Here is an 18,893-nt window from a genome sequence, read left to right on the forward strand (position 1 = left end):
CTCCTTTCCTTACTTGTTGCGGGCGGAAGCCTTCTGCGGGTTGACACGGGCGGAAGCCTTCTGCGGGTTGACGCGGCCGATCTCGGCGGCCTTCTTCTCCACGTTGGTCTTGACGGTGCTCTTCACAAAGACCACGCCGCCCTTGGGGCCGGGGATGGCTCCGCGCACGGCAATGAGGCCCAGCTCCTCGTCCACCTGGACCACATCCAGATTCTGGACGGTGACCTGTACGTTGCCCATCTGTCCGGCGCCGTCGCGGCCCTTATAGATGTGGCCGGGGGTGGTGCCGGCGCCCAGAGAGCCCTGGTGACGGTGGACAGGGCCGCCGCCGTGGGTCATGCGCTTGATGGCGGCGCCGTGGCGCTTGACAACGCCCTGGAAGCCGTGGCCCTTGCTGATGCCGGTGACGTCAACAAAGTCGCCGGCGGCAAAGATGTTGGCGGTCAGCTGGTCGCCCACCTCGAACTTGGAGCAGTCGTTGAGGGCAAACTCCTTGAGGACCTTCTTCAGCTCCTCCAGGCCGGCCTTCTTCTGGTGGCCCAGCTCGGGCTTGGTGAGCTTGCGCTCAGGAACGGTCTGATAACCCAGCTGAATGGCCTCATAGCCATCCTTCTCGGCGGTCTTCTTCTGCACCACAGTGCAGGGGCCGGCCTGGATCAGGGTGACGGGAATCACCTTGCCAGCCTCATCGAAGATCTGGGTCATGCCGATCTTTTTGCCGATGATCGCTTTCTCCATGTTGGATTTCCTCCTATAAAGGTTATTGGTTGAAAAACTTGGGGCATTGGGCTCCTATTGGTTTTCCAACTTGACCCGCCTGTCTCAATAGGCGACAGGCAGCGGGTACACATCGTCAAAGCAAAGTTCGCTAAACTCCGTTTCCGCCTGCGGCGAAAACCTCGTTCGCTTCCTTGCTTTTCCTCTCCAAACCGAACCCGCTATCGCCGGGCTTCGGTTTGGTCGCGCGGCTGCGCCGCACATTTTTGAGACCAAGCCTTAATTACAGCTTAATTTCAATCTCCACACCAGCGGGCAGCTCCAGGCTCATCAGGGCCTCGACAGTTTTCTGGGAGGGCTTGATCACGTCGATCAGGCGCTTGTGGGTGCGGCGCTCAAACTGCTCGCGGCTGTCCTTATACTTGTGTACAGCCCGCAGGATGGTAACGACCTCTTTCTTGGTAGGCAGGGGAATGGGGCCGGAAACGGCGGCGCCGGTACGCTTGGCGGTTTCCACGATCTTCTCAGCGGACTGATCGATCAGCTGATGATCGTAGGCCTTCAGACGGATGCGGATCATTTCTTTCTGAGCCATTTTGGGTTTCCTCCTTAAATACATACGAAAGTTGACTTTGTCCAGCCTTCGTACGGTGAGAGCCCTTTCGTGTTACCACGCTTTCGTGCGTATCACTCCCGGCCACAAAAAAACCGGCATGATGACAGGCCGGTTCCTTCCCGCCAGACGATATACGCCGTGGCACGAAGCTCTCAGCCGCCCGATTATCGGACATACTCCGCGGAAGTTACCTCATTTCTGAGCAATCTCCCGCATCATCGCAGACTGCGCCCTAGCAGGCGCTTGGTTATCATACAACAACACCGCCGTGTGTGTCAAGCATTTTTTAAAAATTTTTTTGTCGTTTTCTTCCGGCCCCTTTTCCGGTCTTTTCATGCACTATATCTTGTATCTTTCTTCCATCTGTCACGCAACGCCAAAAGGAGAGAGGGGCGCTTCGGCCCCTCTCCTTTACATCGGCTCCGGCAGGACGCCTTCCCGCTCCAGCAGAAGTTCCCCACCCTCGCCGTACAGCCGCAGGGCATAAGATGCCCCCGCATACCAGTCTTGGGAATATGCCCCCTCCGGGGACTTCATGGAAAACAGCCACAGCCCCTCCTCCAGACAGATGCCTTCCTGGGCATAACGGGCGAATCTCTCGCCCCCCAAAAGCACCGTGTCTACATCCAGCTCCCCCCGGGTCGTTTCTCCGGGGATCTGATAAAACAGGAGGTTGCATCCGCTCATCCATGTCTTTCCGGGCTCCGGGACCCAGGCAATCACGCTGTTGATTGGAATTGGGGTCGGTCCCTCGCCCAGAGGGACGACATTCATCACATGATCCCCAGGCGCATACAGCGTGGCGGCGTATACCTGATCCTTTATCGTTCCCGCCACAAACGGCTGGAACACACTGAGGTAAGTTCCATCCCGGCTTTTAATCTCTTCAACATCCCCGATGTTCCAGAAGCCCGTCTGATACACAATCTCGCTCCGTGGCAGCAGATACTGCCGCTCCAGCCGCCGAAATTCCATCTCCGCCGTGGGCAGGGGACAGCCGTACTGTCCCCAGATCATCAGGGCCAGGGCCGCCGTCAAAAGGAGATTCCGGACCGTCCTTCCCCCGCGCCCCAGCCGGGGGCGGCTGAACCAGAGCTCTCTCCACTTTTTCTTCATGCCGCCCCCTCCTCAAGGTCCAAGGTAAAGGTAAATACCGGATCTCCGGGGCCGTAGCTCAGATAAATGGTTTCCGCCTCCGGGTCTACGCCCCAGACCCTCAGGGTATATCCCCGGTGGAAGGGGCCCTTGCCCGCCCCGCCGGACAGGGAACTGAGCAGCCCGCCACTTGGATTCCGGGGAGCATCCAGTCCCAGGCCGTATCTATTCCCCCGGTCGTCAGTGACCGTCATCCACTCCTCCTTCAGGATTCCCAGCGCCCAGAATTTCCAGGTGTCCACCCGGAGATAGAGGTAGAGTACCTGTGTCCCCTCCTCCTCCCAGAGCGCGCCCCGCAGGGCCGAGATCCTCTGCCCCGCCGCCTCCTGCTCCAAGCCGGGGGAGAAGGTAAGGAGCTGGCCGGAATCCTCGCCGGTCAGATAGGTGGTTTCATACCAGTCCATCCGCCCCCGGTCAAAGGGCATGGCGTCAAAGTCCCAAAACTCCGCATCTGAGTCGTCCCCCAGAAAGGCATCGTCCCCCAGGGCGAAATTTAGCCCCAGAAAGGCGATGAGGGCCAGGGCCAGCAGCACCCCGGAAGCCCGCCACAGCCAGCCCAGCCAGGGCTTATGGACCCTGGCCAGCTCCTTCCCGATCTCCGCCGGATCTCCCATCTCTGACAGGGCCCGTTCCTCCGCCTCCTCGCGGGAGATACCCGGGAAAATCCGCTGAAGGTCCGCCGCCTTGTCCTCCATGTGGGCCTCCAGCTCTTCCCGCACCGCCGCCCGGTCCGGTCCAAAACGGATGCCGCCCACCGCCGTGTCCAGCCAGCTGACGGCGGCCTCATTTTTTCTTTCCATCGCGCTCCCTCGCCTTATCCTCTCCGCGCCCAAGCCCACAGCAGGTCCCAAGCCACGGGCAGCACAATAGCCGCCTCCACTGCCAGCAGGAGCAGCGCGGCCAGGGCCAGAAACCTGGAGAACTGCCACAGCCAGCCCAGCCAGGGCTTGTGGATCCTGGCCAGCTTCTTCCCGATCTCCGCCGGATCTCCCATCTCTGACAGGGTCCGTTCCTCTGTCTCCTCGCGGGAGATATCCGGAAAAATCCGCTGAAGGTCCGCCGCCTTGTCCTCCATGTGGGCCTCCAGCTCCGCCCGAACTGCCGCCCGGTCCGGTCCAAAGCGGATGCCGGACACCGCTTGATCGAGCCACCGGTCTATCGGCACGTTTCCCCGCTCCACTCCCTCACCTCCATTGGTCGGTCAGACTGCCCCGGACTTGCCCCAACACAGCGCCCTCGCTGTCCAACAGCTCCAGGATATAGGGAAAATCGGAACCTCCGTTGACCTCCGTCACCTGACGGGGAATGGTGGTCAGAATCACCCGGTCGTCGGATTCCCGGTCGCTGGTGACATAGGAAAGGCCGCCTCCCCGGAAATCCAGAATGGACTTGACGGCAGCCGCCTCCTCAGGCAGATCCACCGCCGCCATCCACGCCCCGATGAGGGGATTTTCCGGAATGATCCCACCATTTCCCGGCTCTGCCAGGTAAACCAGGGCCGGTCCCTGGGGCTCCGGACAACTACTGACCCCGCCGAAATGGGCGTCCCCTTCATAGGTAGTCAGATAACCCCTCCACAGCCGGCCTCCGCCCCGAGCCAGCACCATTGGCAGGCTGTATTCATAGAGGGGAAAATGGCCGCCGTCGCCAGACTCACAGGCTATGGCTCCCGCCCACAGCACCTCGATCCGCTCCACTCCAGCCCGCCGGGCCTCTGCCCGAATCTGCCCCTCGATAATCCACAGTGGTATCTTAGGCAAAGCGACCCAAACGGCCACAGCCAGCAGGAAAATTACCACATTTCGCACAGTCCTCTGTCCACGGGTCAACCGAAAGGCGCTTTTCTTCATGGCTGTTCCTCTCACGCCAGCCCCAGGGCGTTGGCCCCGCCGGACAGCACGTCGCTGACGCCCTGACGAAAGTTCTTCCACTCCTCCTTTTTGTCGGCCAGCAGTTCCCGTCCCCGCCTGGTCAGGCGGTAATACTTCCGCTGCCGTCCCGTGGGGGCCTCCTGTTGGTAAGAGGTCAGATACTTGCCCTGCTCCAGGGCATGGAGGATAGGGTAGAGAGTGCCCTCCTTCATCTGAAAGGCATCGTTGGATCGGCGGGCCAGCTCCTCAATCATCTGATAGCCATACATATCTCCGCTCTCCAGCAGGGACAGCACCAGCAGCGTACTGCTCCCCGCCATCAGGCCCTTGTCAAACTTCATTTCGTTCATCCTTTCTTTCCTGGGAAATCTTCCACGCCAAATACCTCGTTTCTCTAGGTATAGAATACCTAGAGAAACGAGGTATGTCAAGTGCCTTTTGACAAATATCATAGAAAAAAGCCCTCCGGCCGTTTGGCCGGAGGGCTCATTTGATCCTGTTTACTTCATCTCGTGGCTGTTCAGCAAACCCTGCTTGATATCCCACAGCTTCTGAGACAGGTCCACATAGTAGTTATGGGGGTTCTCGAACCGCTTGACCTCGTCCCACAGGGCATCCACCTGCCGTTGGCAGTAGGCCCGGCTGGTCTGCAGGTCGGGGACCTGGTACACCAGCTCGCCTCCCCGGAACACAGGAACCAGCAGCTCCCGGGCCTCGATGCTGGTAAAGACCTTTCGCTTCCAGGTGGCGTCCGGGTCAAAGAGCTCCAGCGGCTGGTCAAAGTCAAACTCCTCGTCGTGGAGGCAAATCAGGTCGGCCTCCGCCTTTCCTGTGTCCTTGGAGAAAATACGGTATACTTTCTTAAAATGAGGTGTGGTAATCTTGGCGGCGTTCTCGCTGATCTTGATCTTGGGAATGATATTGCCCTGGTCGTCCTCGATGGCAGCCAGCTTATACACCCCGCCAAAGACGGGCTCAGAGCGGGAGGTAATGAGCCGCTCGCCCACGCCAAAGGAGTCAATACGGGCCCCCTGGCGGACCAAGTCCCGGATGATATACTCGTCCAGGGCATTGGAGGCCACGATCTTGCAGCCGGTCAGCCCCGCCTCGTCCAGCATCTCCCGCGCCTTCTGAGACAGGTAAGTCAAGTCGCCGGAGTCCAGCCGGATCCCACACTTGGTGATCCCCTGGGGCAGCAGGACCTCCTGAAAGGCCCGGATGGCATTGGGCACGCCGGACTTGAGCACGTTATAGGTGTCCACCAGCAGGGTGGCGTTGTTGGGGTAGAGCTGGCAGTACGTCTTAAACGCGGTGTACTCGTCGGGGAACATCTGGACCCAGGAGTGGGCCATGGTGCCGGTGGCGGGGGAACCATACCACTGGTCGGCCATGGTGCAGGCCGTGGCCGAGCAGCCGGCGATATAACTGGCACGGGCGCCCAGCAGGGCGCCGTCCGGCCCGTGGGCCCGGCGGGAGCCAAATTCCGCCACAGGCCGGCCCTCCGCCGCCCGAACGATACGGTTGGATTTGGTGGCGATCAGGGATTGGTGGTTCAGGGTGAGCAGCAGGAAGGTTTCGATAAACTGGGCCTGGATAGCGGGCGCCCGAACAGTGAGCAGGGGCTCGCCGGGGAATACGGGGGTGCCCTCCGGCACGGCCCAGATGTCGCCGGTAAACCGGAAGTCCCGGAGGAAGTCGAGGAACTCCTCGCTGAAGCAGCCCTTGCTCCGAAGATAGCCCAGGTCCTCCTCGTCAAAGCGCAGCTCCTGGATATACTCGACGACTTGGGCCAGGCCGGCGGCCAGGGCAAAGCCGCCCTTGTCGGGGACCGAGCGATAGAACACGTCAAAATAGCAGATCCGGTCGGCCAGCCCGGTCTGGAAGTAGCCGTTGGCCATCGTCAGCTCGTAGAAGTCGCAGAGCATGGTCAAGTTGGTCTTTGCTTTCATTTGAGAAAGCCTCCTTAGTTTCGGGTGACAAGACACCCCGTCATTGCTCCTATTATAATGCCCCTCTACGGAAAAGGCAAGAAAAAGGCCAAAAAAAGCCCAGGACATCCCGCTCTTGCCGGGAGTAAAGGTTCCGCTCCCTGGGCATACTGTGGGGGAATCCATATTTTATACCGAGGAGGGAGCTTTATGTCCGACAATATGCAGGCCTTTGCCCACAGCCAGACCAGGGAGAACCTGATGCGTGCTTTCGCGGGGGAGAGCCAGGCCCGGAACCGTTATACCATCGCCGCCGGCATTGCCCACAAGGAGGGGCTGGAGGTGCTCCGGGGTGTCTTTTTGTTCACCGCCGACCAGGAAAAGACCCACGCCAAGCAGTTCTATGGCCAACTGGCCCAGCTTAACGGCCAGACCATCCAGATCGACGGCACCTACCCCGTGGACCTGTATGACAACCTGCTGGCCCATCTGCGGGCGGCCCAGCATAACGAGTATCAGGAGTGGGAGCACGACTACCAGCACTTTGCCCAGGTGGCCATGTCCGAGGGCTTCCCCCTGGTCGGTAAGCTATTTGAGAATATCGCGCGGGTAGAGCAGACTCACGGAGACCGGTTCGGAAAATTCGCTGACCTGCTGGAGAAAGGCCAGTTGTTCTTTTCTGACGTGGAAGTGCAATGGACCTGCCTCCACTGTGGCTGGGTAGTCACCTCCACGGCCGCCCCGGCTCAGTGTCCTGTCTGCCGCCATCCCCAGGGCTATTTTGTCCGGGTGGAGCTGGCCCCCTGGAACTAAAAAGGCACAAAGAGGCCGCGGTCTATAAAGACCGCGGCCTTTTTTATTTCAGATAATTCAAGGGGTTAACAGCGCTGCCGTTCACGCGGACCTCGAAGTGGCAGTGATTGCCAGTGGACCGGCCAGTGCTGCCCGCCTTGGCGATAACTTGGCCCTGGTACACCTTCTCCCCAGCGGAGACCAGAAGGGAGGAGTTATGGGCGTAATAGGTCTGCGTCCCGTTGTCGTGGGTGATAATGACCAGATTGCCGTAGGTACCCTTCCAGCCCGCGAAGGTGACGGTTCCGCCGTCCGCTGCCTTGATGGAGGCGCCGTAGCTGGCCTTGATATCCAGACCTGAGTGGTAACTGTAACTGCCAAAAATATATCGGCCGCCGAAGTAGGAGTTGATCTTCCCCTTAATGGGCCAGATGAAATAGCCCTTGGAGGCTGTCTTAGGCTTCTCCTTGGTCCCCACCGCTTTAATGGTGGTGGTGGGCTCCCGGAGCGTGGTGGAGCTCTGGATGTCCCGCTCCTTCTCCACGCCGTTCACATAGGTAACGGTGGCCTCTACCAGCGCCTCGCCCTCCTCGCCCTGAACGAGGATCTTGGAGTCCCCCTTATACATGGAGCTGTCCTCCTGGGTCTCCACGGGGCAGGCGATGGCCTCGTGATAGGTGACCTCTTCCACGGTCTCCACCGATACGGTGGGGATGACCTCCTTCACGTTGACCACGTCTCCGATCATCAGCCGGTTGATATCCGCCTGGGGATTGAGGGCCATCAGATCACTGAGGGACATGTCGTTGGCGTAGGCGATGCCGTTATAGGTATCCCCCTTGACCACGGTGTAAGTGGTCTCGCCGGTGGTATTGGCCGTCAGGGCCTGGTGCATCTCCTCGACAGTCATCATATTGTCGGCGGAGTAGATATAGTCTACCGATACATCCTCCACGAAGTCAGCGGATACGGTATTCTCTGTGACGTACTGGTCCTGCATCTGGTCCAGCATCTCGTTGAGGGCAGCCTCGTCCTTGACCACGCCGATGACCTCTCCATCCACGGACACCTGGTATTTGCGCAGATGGTCGCTGACCGAGTTGAGCTGGTCGTAAAAGTAATTTTCGATCTCCTTTTCTCCGTCCAGCTCGGTCTTCAGCGTCAGGGTAAACTGATAGTCGATGTCCCCTTCCACCTGGTAGTCATAGCCCAGCAGGGAGGATCCTTCCGCCTCCACCTCCTGAATGGCGGCGGATACGATATCCTGGTCGGCCACCACGCCCACCTTCTCTCCGTCTACGGTGACGGCGTAACTGGAGGAGTAGAGAGTGGTGATGGTCAGCGCCAGCCCTAGGGCAGCGGACACACCCAAAAAGGAGGCGGGCCCCACAGTCCACCGGCCGCCCGATTCGCTGTGGAGCACATGGACCCAGCGGCGGAAATGGATGCGGGCCCACTCGCCCGTCCCTTTGCACTGGCGGATCAGTCCAAGACGGAGCTGCGCCCAGTTGATCTTTTCCTTTGGCTGCTTTTGATTTGGCCGCGGACCGGAGGACCTCCTCCGTGACCGCTCCCGATATTCGCTCATGGTATCCCTCGCAATCGACGACGCGAAAAAATTACAGATCGGATAAAAGAGTTACAATTTGGTTACAAAGTAGAATATACACGGTTTCCGCCGTCACGTCAACCCCTTTGCCAAAACTCGACGAGTTCGTTTTCCTCAATCGGGGGGAATTTTATAGCCCGGCATCCGCAATAAAATATTGTATTTTTTCTTTCCATCGGCGGAAATTACCACAAAAAGGCGGGGGCCGCCCAAAATTGGAGCGGCCTCCGCCAAAATTTCAGTGATTTTGCCGGGATGAGGGAAGAAATGAGCGGGAAGCATCCAAAACGGCCTTACAACGCCAGCACACGAAGGGTAAACGTCAGTGTCATGAGGAGCACACCCATGCTGGCACAAATATCCAGCGCCCAAGCCCGGCGGGCCGCCCTGTTGGAGTTCCGGGCACGTCGGTCCTGAAGTGCCACCAGATGCAGGCGGGGCGCTTCCGGTTCCTCCCGCTCCTCCGGCAGAGGGGCCAAGTTGCCCTCTCTAGTCAGGGCTAGCTTCCGGCGGTACTCCTCCAGATCTACCACATTTCCTGTGTGGCGGACAAAATGGGTGGTAGTATAATAGATCGTCTGCATCCAAGATCCCTCCTAACGCTTTGAACCTACTATAAGAAATAAAACGTCCTATAAAACGGACTTTTTTCAGTCTCTCCAAAACGGAACAAATGTTCTGTTTTAAAAATACAACAGATGTTCGAGTCTGTCAAGACATTTTTCGAACATTTTTTCGATTTTCTGGGTGCCCCTTCCAGGGAAGTAGTAGGGCCTTTCTATTTAGTCAGACGAAAATTGACGAAAAAGGTTTCCTTTCTTTGCGAAAAACCTGTAACATGGTGCCAACGATTGTAGATAGAGTCTGATTTTTTTGGAAAGCCGTTGCTTTTTTTTCGGATTGGAGATATAATACCACGTCTGAAACTCAAGCTTCCTCTGCCACATGGAACAAGTCCCTCCTGTGACCCTGTGTCTCGGAGAAATTATTAATGGATGTTGGGCGGGCGCTGGTCTCTCCACCGACGAGCTCCTGCCCCGCGCAGTATTTTATACACGCCATTCGGCGCGCCCCATGGGCAATAGGGCTCCGAGTGGTTTTGCCATAGGTAAGGAGAATCACTGCATGAAAAATGAAAAGTTGAGAAATGTCGCCATCATCGCCCACGTGGACCACGGCAAGACCACCCTGGTGGACGAGCTGTTGAAGCAGTCCGGTGTCTACCGGGAAAATCAGGCCGTGGTGGATCGGGTCATGGACTCCAACGACCTGGAGAGGGAGCGGGGCATCACCATTACCGCCAAGAACACCGCCGTCCAGTACGGCGATGTAAAAATCAACATCGTAGACACGCCGGGCCACGCCGACTTTGGCGGCGAGGTGGAGCGCATCTTGAAGATGGTTAACGGAGTCATCCTGCTGGTGGACGCCGCCGAAGGGCCCATGCCCCAGACCCGCTTTGTGCTGTCTAAGGCCCTGGAACTGGGCCACCGGGTCATCGTGGTGGTCAACAAGATCGACCGCCCTGACCAGCGGGTATACGAGGTCATCGACGAGGTGCTGGAGCTGCTGCTGGACCTGGACGCCACCGACGAGCAGTTGGACAGCCCTATGCTGTTCTGCTCCGGCCGGCAAGGCACTGCCTCCGTCCAGCCTGATGTGGCGGGCAGCGACTTGAAGCCCCTGTTTGATACCATCATTGACTACATCCCCGCCCCCGAGGTGGACCTGGAGGCCCCCTTCCAGATGCTGGTGTCCTCCATTGATTATAACGAGTTCGTGGGCCGCATCGCCATCGGCCGGATTGAGCGGGGCACTATCCGCCAAAACCAGGAGATCGCGGTGTGTAACTACCACGACCCGGACGCCGCCCCCAAGAAGGCCAAGGTGTCCGCCCTGTATGAGTTTGACGGCCTGTCCAAGGTGCCCGTCCAGCAGGCGGAGGCGGGCAGCATCGTAGCCATGAGCGGCATTGGGGATATCACCATTGGGGACACCATCTGCGCCCCCGACAAGGTGGAACCCATTGAGTTTGTCAAGATCTCCGCGCCCACCATCGAGATGACTTTCTCCGTCAACGACTCCCCCTTTGCCGGCCGGGAGGGCAAGTTCGTCACCAGCCGGCAACTCCGGGAGCGCCTGTTCCGGGAGACTATGAAGGACGTATCTTTAAAGGTAAGCGAGGTGGAGGGTTCCACCGACTCCTTCAACGTGGCCGGCCGGGGAGAGATGTCCCTGTCCATCCTCATTGAGACCATGCGCCGGGAGGGCTATGAGCTCCAGGTCTCCCCGCCCCGTGTGTTGTACCAGGAGATCGACGGAGTGAAGTGCGAACCCATTGAGCGGCTGGTGGTGGACGTCCCCTCTGACTGTGTAGGCGCCGTGATGGAGAAGATCGGCTCCCGGAAGGGGGATCTGGTGGAGATGACCCCTGTGGGCGACCGGATGAAGGTAGAATTTCTGGTCCCCTCCCGCGGGTTGTTCGGCTATCGCAACGAGTTCCTCACTGATACCAAGGGAGAGGGCATCATGGCCTCTGTCTTTGACCGCTACGCCCCCATGAAGGGGGAGATCAGCCGCCGCTCCACCGGCTCGCTGGTGGCCTTCGAGACTGGCGAGGCGGTGACCTACGGCCTGTTTAACGCCCAGGAGCGGGGCCAGCTGTTTATCGGCCCCGGCACCCCTGTCTACGGCGGCATGATCGTGGGCGAGTGCCCCAAGGCGGAGGATATCTCCGTCAATGTCTGCAAGAAGAAGCAGCTGACCAATATGCGGGCCTCCGGCTCTGACGAGGCCCTCCGCCTGGTGCCCCCAAAGGTCCTGTCCCTGGAGCAGTGCCTGGAGTTCCTGGCTGACGACGAGCTGTTGGAGTGTACCCCGGAGAATCTCCGTCTCCGCAAGCGGCTGCTGGACCACGGCGACCGGATGCGGGAGGCTTCCCGAAAGAAGTCCTGACTGCAAAAATAAGCTGCACCGTGTTCTGACGGAGGCCAGAACACGGTGTATTTTATCCTGGAGATAAGAAGAGCGCCCCGTCCAGATGGACGGGGCGCTTTTTGATCAGTGTACGATGCTCAGGGACAAGGTCAGCAGGATCCAGAGGATGGCCACCCACTTGGTCATCTTGGCCAGTTTGGCATCCACGCTCTTGGCCTTATTTTTGGACAGGAAGGTGTCCGCGCCACCGGCGATGGCACCAGACAGGCCGGCGCTCTTACCAGACTGGAGCATAACCACAGCGATAACAGCCAGACCACACAGGACCTGGAGGACAGTAAGAATCATATTCAGCATTGTTTTCGTTCCTTTCAAGGCCCGGTGGGGCACAGATTCCAGAAATTATCCAGGCGAACCCGGAAGTACAGGAAAGTGTACCACAATTTTTCCCGGATTGCAAGCCTTTTCCGCGATTTTCTTCCGACGCGCGCCTGAAACACCATAGCTTATATATCCAAACCAGGCCGCAAGCGCAGGATAGTTCTTACAGGACGGCGATGGCCTCGATCTCCACCAGTACGTCCTTGGGCAGCCGGGCCACCTGGACAGCGGAGCGGGCGGGGCATTCGGCCTCAAAAAAGGTCTTATATACCCGGTTCATCTCCACAAAGTTTTCCATATCGCTGAGAAACACTGTGGTCTTCACCACATGGCCCATCGTCCCGCCCGCATGGGCCAGGATGGCCTTCAGATTGGTCAGCGACTGAGCTGTCTGGGCCTGGATAGTGGCCTCTACCACCTCGCCGGTAGCGGGGTCCACGGGGATCTGCCCCGAAATGAACAGCAGGTTTCCGGCCTTGACCGCCTGGGAGTAGGGTCCGATGGCGGCAGGCGCCTTTTCGGTGGAAATGATCTCTTTCATGACAAAAGCTCCTTTCATATTTGCATAAGCTAGAGTCAGTATATCAGGAACTGCTCCGTTCCACAAGCGCCTGTCTATCTTTTTCTGTCAGAGACCGAAGGGGGCTCAAGCCTTGGGACGGCTGTACAGCACTACGCCCCTCTGGCATGACATTTCCAGCTGCCCTGTATCCACCAGATACTCCACAAAGAAGCGGATATTCCGCTCAAAGCGCAGGGCCCGCCGGTTCTTTCTGGTGTACAGCTCATAGCGGGCGCAGGCGGCCTGGTCGATCTCACTGGCCGTCATGGGCCGGTCCACCAGCTCGAATATCTCCTGGGCCCGGCGCCGAACCAGCTTCTGGTTCTCCTCAATAAGCGTGTCGATCTCCCCGGAACCGCACACCCCCCGATGGGCCATAATATAGTAGTCGCACCCCAGCCCCCGCAGCTTTTCCCGGCTGCCAATAGCCGCCTGGTGGCTCAAGCTGTATGGCAGCTTGGCCTCTATCATCTCATAGCTCAACAGGGCGTCAGCTGTATAGCACACATTGTCCGGCGTGACCGTACAGATGTGGCCAGCGGAGTGGCCTGGGGTGTGGACGATGTGAAACTCCGCGCCGCAGAAGGAGAAGGGGCCGTCCCCTGGCGGGATAATCACGTCGGGGGTATGAATCATATTGGAGGACTCCTCCGCCACCGTTTCAGGCGGCAGGGTGAGAAAATAGCACTTCAGCGTCAGCAGATTGGCGCACATCCCCGCTTCCGGAGCGGTAAGCGCTTCCGGTATACCGTATTTCCGCTGGAGATAGGCGCTGTTTCCACAGTGGTCGATATGGGCGTGGGAGCACAGGATGCCCGCCGGGACCAGTCCGGCCCCCTTCAGGCTCTCCTCCAGCTCCTTCTGCTCCTGGACCAGACCGTTGTCCAGCAGGACGCAGCGGCGCTCATCCAGCCTATAAAGAGGGATAAACTCCTGTCCCTCCAGCACCCAGGTATTGCCCTTGATTTGTGTCAGGTTCATGGTTCAGCTTCCCTCCAACGGATCGTAGTAAATCCATCTTCCCAGCTGATCCGGTCCATCTCTGTCTTATGAATCTCAAAACAGCATTGGGGGAGATCCCGAAATCCTTCCTTATCTTTTAAGCGTTCTATTGCTTCCCGCGCGTTGGCCTTCGAGGAAAAAACGCCAATCAGCTTTTCCTCATTATGAATACCAGTGCCATCTCTTTGCTCGTATATGTGCCATAGCATAAAAACATCCATGGATGGTCCTCCAAAATCAGATGCTGTTATTTTGCTTCAAATATACCATCAGCACCGCCACGTCCGCCGGGGATACCCCGGACACCCGGCTGGCTTGGCCCAGGTTTTGGGGGCGGATATCATTCAGCTTCTGCCGGGCCTCCAGCCGCAGTCCCTGGATGGACTGGTAGTCCAGGTCCGCAGGCAGAGGCCGGGCCTCCAGCCGCTTGACCTCCTCCACCTGGCGCAGCTGCCGCTGGATATAGCCTTCATATTTAATGGTGATCTCTGCCTCGCTGGCCACGGCGGGGGCCAGGTCCGGGCGGTCCGGGTCAAAGGGGGCCAGATCAGCGTAGGTCAGCCTGGGCCGGCGCAGCAGGTCGGCCAGCTTGGCCCCATTCCTCACCTGGGGCTCGCCCCGCTCCTCCAGCAGCCGGTCCAGCTCAGGGGAGGGCGGGGTGCCCGTGTGTTCCAGACGGCGGACCTCCAGCTCCACCGCCCGGCCCTTTTCCAGCACTCGCCCATATTGCGTCTCAGAGAGCAGCCCCAATTCCCGCCCGATGGAGGCCAGCCGCCGGTCGGCGTTGTCCTGGCGGTGGAGAAGGCGGTATTCTGTGCGGGAGGTCATCATGCGGTACGGCTCGTTGGTCCCCTTTGTCACCAGGTCGTCGATGAGGACGCCGATATATCCCTGGTCCCGCCGGAGGACCAGGGGGGGCCTTCCCAGTATCTTCAGGGCGGCATTGACACCGGCCACAAAGCCCTGGACCGCCGCCTCCTCATAGCCGGAGGAGCCGTTAAACTGTCCCGCTCCATATAGGCCGGACACCGTCTTTGTTTCCAAGGTAGGGAGCAGGCCGGTGGGGTCCATGCAGTCGTACTCGATGGCATAGGCGGGGCGTGTCATCTCGGCCTGTTCCAGGCCGGGAATCGTGTGGAGCATCTGAATCTGGACCTCCTCCGGCAGGGAGGAGGAGAGGCCCTGAATATACAGCTCCTCGGTATCCAGCCCCATGGGTTCAATGAACAGTTGGTGGCGCTCCTTGTCTGGGAACCGCTCCACCTTGGTTTCAATAGAAGGGCAGTAGCGGGGACCGATGCCCTCAATGGTGCCGTCATAGAGAGGGGAGCGGTCCAGATTGGCCCGGATCACCGAATGAGTTCTCTCATTGGTGTAGGTGAGATAGCATACAGCCCGGTTTTCCAGATGGTGGTCCGTCCAGAAGGAAAAGGGCTGGGCGTCCCGGTCCCCCTCCTGAAGCTCCATTTTCGAAAAATCCACCGAACGGCGGTTGACCCGTGGGGGCGTACCCGTCTTGAATCGACGGATCGATAGGCCCAACTCTACTAGGCAGGCAGTCAGCGGCAGGGCGGCCGCCAGTCCGTCGGGCCCGGAGTCCCGGACCACCTCTCCCACAATGGTCCGCCCCCCCAGATAGGTGCCGGTGGCGACGACCGCGGCTCTGACCTGGTACACCGCCCCGGTGTGGGTCACCACCCCGGATACGGCTCCCCCCTCCGTCAGCACCTGAACCACCTCTGCCTGTTTGACCCACAGGTTCTCCTGGCGCTCTAAGGTGTGCTTCATCACCTTTTGGTACTCCCGGCGGTCCGCCTGGGCCCGTAAGGACCAGACAGCGGGGCCCTTGCTCCGGTTGAGCAGTCGGTACTGGATGCAGGCCTGGTCGGCGGCCCGTGCCATCTCTCCCCCCAGGGCGTCCAGCTCCCGGACCAGGTGGCCCTTGCCTGTCCCCCCGATGGCGGGATTGCAGGGCATATTACCCACCGCGTCCAGGTTGATGGTAAAGCACAGCGTCCGCAGGCCCATCCGGGCGGCGGCCAGGGCAGCCTCAATCCCGGCGTGGCCCGCCCCAATGATAGCGATATCATATTGTCCGGCATTATAAGTCGTCATAGGTCTCTATCCTTTGGTATGATCGCGCGCCTGTCTGGCACCCTGTCCAGGCAGGCGTCTAATTCGGGGGGTATTGTATCACGATTTCCCCCCTGCCGCAAGAGGTGGTCCACAACGTCCCTTTTACATTTAGACTGATGGGTCCTAACTCTGTCGCTTTAGCTAAAACGACCTATTTTCAAGCATTGAAAGAATCACGAGAATGGTATATTATATAAAAACCGAGATGTTTTTCAGATTTTTTATTGATATTGTCTATGCAAATAGAACTATAACAAGGAGGTAATCTGTATGAGAAAATACATAGCGTTAGTTTTAGCGTTGATTTTAATGCTTGGGCTGGTCGGCTGCAAGGAAAAAACGGTCAATATCGACTTTCCATTTGAGGTCGGAGATGTTGAAACCATTGAACTGTATCGCTATGCGGGGGCGCCTGTTTCAGCAGAAAAGAAAGTTATTGACGCAGAAGAAACCATAAAAGACTTGTATGATAGGTTCGAGGGTTTAACCTTAAAACTCAAAGAGACAGAAGAAACCACAGGCGGGAAGATAACCAGTTTCAGATTTAATCTATCCGACGGAACAACCTATGAATTGATCTATGTCTGCTATGGAGTAAAGAGTGGCAAGCTAAAATCCTCAACAGGTAATTTTGAATACTTTACAAGTGCAGACATTGGATCTTATTGGAACGATATCGACCTTGAAGCAGTTTCCGTTGAAGAAAGCGAGTTGCCGAAGTAAGCCGGACCCATTTTAATTTGTGAACTGGGCTTATCTGAAAGGGCGCATGCTAAATTTTCATCAGTATGTTGGTATGTGTCCTTTAAGGCTCTCGGCATACAGGTCGAACACAGACCAGGGAAAAGCTCCGCCTGTTCAATGGCGGAGCTTTTTCTGTGCATCTGACGAATGAATTGTTAGGTAAGCCTAAATCAGTCCAAAAGGTAAAAGGGAGCCCGCAACGTGGAAAAAACTGAGACAAAACAGGCAAAAAGAGGTGCTGAACGGGATTTTGTCTTGATGGTCCCTCCGCCACTGTGATATAATAGATAAGTTAATACTCCCCATATCCGCCCTTTGGCGGGATCCTGCATGGTCTGGAGGTGGATGCCAATGAAATACAGACAGTGGTCAGTGGCGTCCCCCGACGCAGCCCTTCGCTCCGCCCTGGAAGGGGCGGGACTGCCCCCCTTGCTGGCCTCCATCCTGGCTGCCCGGGGCATTCATAGCGGGGACCAGGCCCAGCAACTGCTATCCCCCGGAGGGGAGTCCCTTCTGTCTCCTCTGTTGATGCTGGGCATGGATCAGGCGGCGGCAAGGGTCCGGCTGGCCCTGGAGCGGGGAGAGCAGATAGCGGTCTATGGGGACTATGATGTGGACGGCATCACCGCCACCTGTCTGCTCACCGAATTTCTGTCCGGCGAAGGGGGCGCTGTGCTGCCCTATATCCCCGGCCGGCTGGAGGAGGGCTATGGCCTGAACCGGGAGGCCATCGCCTCCCTGGCCCGACAGGGCGTCACGCTGATCGTCACTGTGGACTGCGGCATCACCGCCGTGGATGAGGTGGCCTTCGCCAGTCAGTTGGGTGTGGACGTGGTGATCACCGACCACCACACCTGCAAGGGTATTCTGCCTGATGCCGTGGCGGTGGTAGACCCCCACCAGCCCGGCTGTCCCTATCCCTTCAAGGGGCTGGCCGGCGTGGGAGTGGCCCTCAAGCTGGCCATGGCCGTGGCCGGTTCAGAGAGAGCCTGCAAGGTGTGGGAGTCCTCCTGCGACCTGGCCGCCATCGGCACCGTGGCCGACGTGATGCCTATGACCGGGGAAAACCGGCGCATCGTCAGCGCCGGCCTGGCCCGGTTGAACCCCTCCCGGCGGCTGGGGCTGGCCCGGCTCATCTCTCTGTCCGGACAGGGGGACCGCCCCATCAGCTCTGTGTCGGTGGGCTATACCCTGGCCCCCCGGATCAATGCCTCCGGCCGGATGGGGCGGGCAGAGGCCGCCCTGGAGCTGCTCATGACCGGGGACCCGGAGCGGGCGGAGGAGCTGGCTCAGGAGCTGTGCGCCCTGAACCGGGAGCGCCAGACCGTAGAGGGCGAGATCTTCCAGCAGTGCGTCCAGCGGCTGGGGGAGGCTCCCCAGGCCGAGGCCCTCGTGCTGGCTGGCCGGGCCTGGCACCAAGGGGTAGTGGGCATCGTGGCCTCCCGCCTAGCAGAAAAATATGCTAGGCCCTGCTTTATGATCTGCCTGGACCAGGGGATGGGCAAGGGCTCCTGCCGCTCCTGGGGCGGAATCAATCTGTTTGAACTCCTGGAGGAGTGCGCCCCTCTGCTGGAGAGCTTTGGGGGCCACGCCCTGGCCGCCGGCTTTACCGTCCGGGAGGAGCGCATCCCCGCCCTGGCGCAGGCTCTAGCACAGGCGGTGGCGGAGCGAGCCCAGGGGACCGAGCTGCCCTCTGTTCTGGAGGCGGATGGGGTAGTGCCACCGGAGCTGCTCACCGTGGAGGAGGTATCCGCCCTGGACCGGCTGGAGCCCTGTGGGGTTGGAAACCCGCGGCCCGTGCTGGTCCTCAGTGGAGTGCAGATCCATTCTATGGCTCAAGTGGGCCGGGGCCGGCACCTGAAGCTGAAACTGGAGTCCCGTGGCATTCTATTGGACGCCATCTGGTTTTCCGCCGACGGCGGGGAGCTGGGCCTGTCCCCCGGCTGCCGGGTGGACGCGGCTTTTTATCCCCAGATCAACGAGTTTCGCGGCTGTCGCTCCGTGCAGCTCCAGATCATCGACCTGCGCCCCGCCCCCTCCAGGGCACAGATGGAGCAGGCCATCTATGACAAGTATCGCCGGGATGAGGCCCTGACTCCCCAGGAGGCCCGGTTCTTATTGCCCAGCCGGGAGGAATTTGTCTGCCTGTGGAAATGGCTGGACCGGCATTGCTCCCCCGGTGGTCCACTGGAGGACACCCTGCCCCGGATCTCCCGGGCGGTGGCCCGCTCCGGAAGGCAGGTCGAGGTGCCTGCCCGGACCCTCCTGTGTCTGGAGGTGTTGGAGGAGCGGGGCCTGATCCAGCTGGGCCGCAGCGCCGGCCGCCTTCAGATCACCCTGAACCGGCTGGAGGGCAAGGTGGATCTGGACGCCTCTCTGCTGCTGCGGCGGCTGCGGGATGTCCTGCGTGAATAAGGCGAGCTCCTCAAACTTTTACTCTACT

General features: G+C 59.2%; 19 protein-coding genes. 4 read left to right on the forward strand and 15 right to left on the reverse strand.

Annotation, left to right across the window (positions count from 1 at the left end):
• Positions 1 to 9 precede the first annotated feature (9 nt).
• The 8 genes from rplC to OCV64_RS05605 form a co-directional block, all read right to left on the reverse strand.
• Positions 10 to 738, reverse strand: a complete 729-nt coding sequence (gene rplC / locus OCV64_RS05570; RefSeq protein WP_186852899.1) for a 50S ribosomal protein L3 — start codon at positions 736 to 738, stop codon at positions 10 to 12.
• Positions 739 to 1,000: 262 nt separating this feature from the next.
• Complete coding sequence (gene rpsJ / locus OCV64_RS05575; protein WP_147572427.1) at positions 1,001 to 1,312, reverse strand: 30S ribosomal protein S10; 312 nt, start codon at positions 1,310 to 1,312, stop codon at positions 1,001 to 1,003.
• Positions 1,313 to 1,744: 432 nt separating this feature from the next.
• Entirely contained in the window at positions 1,745 to 2,449 is a 705-nt protein-coding gene (locus OCV64_RS05580) for a hypothetical protein (RefSeq protein WP_262669517.1), read from the reverse strand.
• A complete protein-coding gene (locus tag OCV64_RS05585) occupies positions 2,446 to 3,288 on the reverse strand; it encodes a permease prefix domain 1-containing protein (protein ID WP_262669518.1) in 843 nt (280 codons plus the stop codon). The genes OCV64_RS05580 and OCV64_RS05585 overlap by 4 nt, the downstream gene beginning before the upstream one ends.
• A 14-nt stretch (positions 3,289 to 3,302) precedes the next feature.
• Positions 3,303 to 3,668 (reverse strand): hypothetical protein, encoded by a 366-nt coding sequence (locus OCV64_RS05590; protein ID WP_186852902.1) that lies wholly within the window; start codon positions 3,666 to 3,668, stop codon positions 3,303 to 3,305.
• A 4-nt stretch (positions 3,669 to 3,672) separates the two neighbouring features.
• A complete protein-coding gene (locus OCV64_RS05595; protein WP_262669519.1) occupies positions 3,673 to 4,338 on the reverse strand; it encodes a hypothetical protein in 666 nt (221 codons plus the stop codon).
• 11 nt (positions 4,339 to 4,349) lie between these two features.
• Entirely contained in the window at positions 4,350 to 4,700 is a 351-nt protein-coding gene (locus OCV64_RS05600; RefSeq protein ID WP_240286424.1) for a PadR family transcriptional regulator, read from the reverse strand.
• Between the two features lie 159 nt (positions 4,701 to 4,859).
• Positions 4,860 to 6,308: a nicotinate phosphoribosyltransferase gene (locus tag OCV64_RS05605; protein WP_262669520.1), complete on the reverse strand. Its 1,449-nt coding sequence runs from the start codon at positions 6,306 to 6,308 to the stop codon at positions 4,860 to 4,862.
• Between the two features lie 189 nt (positions 6,309 to 6,497).
• On the opposite strand from OCV64_RS05605, the gene rbr reads away from it, so the two are divergent.
• Positions 6,498 to 7,100, forward strand: coding sequence for a rubrerythrin (gene rbr / locus OCV64_RS05610; RefSeq protein WP_240286421.1), 603 nt, complete (start codon positions 6,498 to 6,500; stop codon positions 7,098 to 7,100).
• A gap of 43 nt (positions 7,101 to 7,143) precedes the next feature.
• Here the strand turns inward: rbr and OCV64_RS05615 are convergent, their stop codons facing one another.
• On the reverse strand, positions 7,144 to 8,667 hold the full coding sequence (locus OCV64_RS05615) for a peptidoglycan DD-metalloendopeptidase family protein (protein WP_147572433.1): 1,524 nt from the start codon (positions 8,665 to 8,667) through the stop codon (positions 7,144 to 7,146).
• Between the two features lie 314 nt (positions 8,668 to 8,981).
• On the reverse strand, positions 8,982 to 9,272 hold the full coding sequence (locus tag OCV64_RS05620) for a hypothetical protein (protein WP_186852906.1): 291 nt from the start codon (positions 9,270 to 9,272) through the stop codon (positions 8,982 to 8,984).
• Positions 9,273 to 9,813: 541 nt separating this feature from the next.
• On the opposite strand from OCV64_RS05620, the gene typA reads away from it, so the two are divergent.
• A complete protein-coding gene (gene typA, locus OCV64_RS05625; protein ID WP_147572435.1) occupies positions 9,814 to 11,643 on the forward strand; it encodes a translational GTPase TypA in 1,830 nt (609 codons plus the stop codon).
• Positions 11,644 to 11,748: 105 nt separating this feature from the next.
• On the opposite strand, the gene secG is transcribed toward typA, so the two are convergent.
• From secG to mnmG, 5 genes are all read right to left on the reverse strand, one after another.
• Positions 11,749 to 11,982, reverse strand: a complete 234-nt coding sequence (gene secG / locus OCV64_RS05630; protein WP_147572436.1) for a preprotein translocase subunit SecG — start codon at positions 11,980 to 11,982, stop codon at positions 11,749 to 11,751.
• 187 nt (positions 11,983 to 12,169) lie between these two features.
• Positions 12,170 to 12,547: a RidA family protein gene (locus tag OCV64_RS05635; RefSeq protein ID WP_147572437.1), complete on the reverse strand. Its 378-nt coding sequence runs from the start codon at positions 12,545 to 12,547 to the stop codon at positions 12,170 to 12,172.
• A 105-nt stretch (positions 12,548 to 12,652) separates the two neighbouring features.
• The gene (locus OCV64_RS05640; RefSeq protein WP_240286419.1) at positions 12,653 to 13,549 is read right to left on the reverse strand and encodes an MBL fold metallo-hydrolase; all 897 of its coding nucleotides are present in this window, start codon (positions 13,547 to 13,549) and stop codon (positions 12,653 to 12,655) included.
• Positions 13,546 to 13,791 carry a DUF7336 domain-containing protein gene (locus OCV64_RS05645; protein WP_147572439.1) on the reverse strand — a complete coding sequence of 82 codons (246 nt, stop codon included), beginning with the start codon at positions 13,789 to 13,791 and terminating at the stop codon, positions 13,546 to 13,548. Before OCV64_RS05645 ends, OCV64_RS05640 begins: the two co-directional genes overlap by 4 nt.
• Before the next feature lie 16 nt (positions 13,792 to 13,807).
• On the reverse strand, positions 13,808 to 15,685 hold the full coding sequence (gene mnmG, locus OCV64_RS05650) for a tRNA uridine-5-carboxymethylaminomethyl(34) synthesis enzyme MnmG (RefSeq protein WP_262669521.1): 1,878 nt from the start codon (positions 15,683 to 15,685) through the stop codon (positions 13,808 to 13,810).
• A gap of 291 nt (positions 15,686 to 15,976) precedes the next feature.
• Between mnmG and OCV64_RS05655 the strand changes: the two genes are divergently transcribed.
• Both OCV64_RS05655 and recJ read left to right on the forward strand, forming a co-directional pair.
• A complete protein-coding gene (locus OCV64_RS05655; protein ID WP_186852909.1) occupies positions 15,977 to 16,429 on the forward strand; it encodes a hypothetical protein in 453 nt (150 codons plus the stop codon).
• 372 nt (positions 16,430 to 16,801) lie between these two features.
• Positions 16,802 to 18,865 (forward strand): single-stranded-DNA-specific exonuclease RecJ, encoded by a 2,064-nt coding sequence (recJ, locus tag OCV64_RS05660; protein WP_262669522.1) that lies wholly within the window; start codon positions 16,802 to 16,804, stop codon positions 18,863 to 18,865.
• The last annotated feature ends 28 nt before the right edge of the window (positions 18,866 to 18,893 follow it).

The organism is Muriventricola aceti (genome assembly GCF_025567565.1).
In the GTDB taxonomy this organism is placed as follows: domain Bacteria; phylum Bacillota; class Clostridia; order Oscillospirales; family Oscillospiraceae; genus Lawsonibacter; species Lawsonibacter aceti.